2 protein-coding genes are annotated in these 1,666 nt (G+C 36.2%); both read right to left on the bottom strand.

Features of this window, described 5'->3' with window-relative positions; all coding sequences use genetic code 11:
- Positions 1–228: 228 nt before the first annotated feature.
- A complete protein-coding gene (locus tag H5183_RS21375) occupies positions 229–945 on the bottom strand; it encodes a hypothetical protein (RefSeq protein WP_182732678.1) in 717 nt (238 codons plus the stop codon).
- 3 nt (positions 946–948) lie between these two features.
- Positions 949–1,410: a putative toxin gene (locus H5183_RS21985; RefSeq protein ID WP_182732677.1), complete on the bottom strand. Its 462-nt coding sequence runs from the start codon at positions 1,408–1,410 to the stop codon at positions 949–951.
- Positions 1,411–1,666 lie beyond the last annotated feature (256 nt).

Below are 1,666 nucleotides of genomic sequence, written 5' to 3'. Positions count from 1 at the left end.
CAATAAGCTTTTTTCTTGCCCGGGTCATACATAGCAACTCCTGTTAAACTGTATATAAAAACAGTAGTTGATACTATGGATTTTGCAAAAAATTTGCAAAAAAATGCGCCTGTCCTATTTTTCTGCTTTTTTACGCCCTATTTTTCTCTGAAGAAAGATAATTCAAGACTGAATTACCCTTAGCCCCGCGAATGCGAGGCTTGGATTCACAGAGCTTTGCTGAAGTTTTTAATTCCATTCTCTAGTTTTCATAATAAACTCCATTACATTTCTTGCTTTATGCGCCTCAGCTTCTACATCTTTCTTACAAAAGACATTGTTAGATGTTCGGCACATATCATCAATCCTGTCTTTTTCAGACTGCCATAATGCTGGATTTTCAAAAAATTTGTAAAGTATCGAGTGTTCGTTGATGTTCAAACTACTGACCGCATTTACTTTTAAAACCTCACTATCTATCTCTTTTTTATTAAGCTGTTTAGAGGAAATAAGCGTGTAATAATAAAATCCAGATAAGTACCTAGACAAGTTCCGACCTACCCAAGCCTCTACTTCACTGCCAGCGACTTCAACTTTAATTCTATTTCTATATTCATATTCTTCTTCTTCTGCGGCATATCCAAATTCTACATTAGCGTTAGCGTATGCCGTCAGTATTTTCTCAATACAAACATCATCTATTGTTTCACTAGAAAAAAAGCAAATAGTTGAAAAATTATTATCGTGCAATGAAACGTCATAAAGACCACTGTTGGAGTGCAGAAAGAATCCTTCTTTATGGGTATTAATAAAGCTTTCAACTTTAGCGTGTTCGCCCAAACAAACATCTGACTTGTTGGCCTTTTCTGATTCACCGATCGTTAGAGCATTGCAGGAGTCTAGCTCTTGCAACGCTTGAATTAAGTTGAATAGATTTTGTTTTTCAAAATATGCGTAAACTTTCATTCTTTAATTAAGATCTTTTTCTTTAATAATAACATCAAAAGCTTCTTTAGCTGGACCAGATATTTTTTCGTTTTTATCTGTTACAACTAAGACAGAAGTTTTACCCTCAGCTTTGGCAGACTGCGTCTGAATTCTCAACTGTTTAGTCAAACTAACATTTTTAACATCTTTTACTTCTACGGACATTGTATCAGTTAATGCGTCAGGAACAGAATTACCTTCTGAGGTACTAACTTTGCTATTATTTTTGTCCAAACCCATTTTATTCAAAATACGTTTTTCAGAAGCTCGACCTCTTGCCATAGCTTTTACGACATGCTTACCAATTGCTTTTCCGGCATTTTTGACAGTTGGCATCGGAACGCCTGTTGTTTGTTCAACAATAAAAAGGACAGACACATATTTTGTGTCAGAAAATTTAGCACCTCTTCCGTTGTGGGTAACCGTATCATTATTTTTTTGCACACTGCGCACTGTTAGTTACAGAACTTAGAATTCAGTGGCTTGGAAGGAGTTTTAGGCAAATAAAGGCAAAGCTAGGTCATCACTTTATTTAATATCGTGTTTTTTAAACAAACCAATGAAGATGCAACTGCTCAACCTGCGCCTTTGTACCATTTTACATCGTTGCTGGCGGCTTGCTGCTTTAACCGTTGTTTGCTGCCTGCAAAATTTGAGTACTGCTGCCTGAAACGTTGAATTGATTCAAGCCATTGCGCTT

The sequence above is a fragment of the Pseudoalteromonas sp. SR44-8 genome (assembly GCF_014163635.1).
In the GTDB taxonomy this organism is placed as follows: Bacteria; Pseudomonadota; Gammaproteobacteria; order Enterobacterales; family Alteromonadaceae; genus Pseudoalteromonas; species Pseudoalteromonas rhizosphaerae.
Note: the sequence above shows the minus strand (reverse complement) of the source record. Positions and strands in the feature narration are given on the sequence as shown.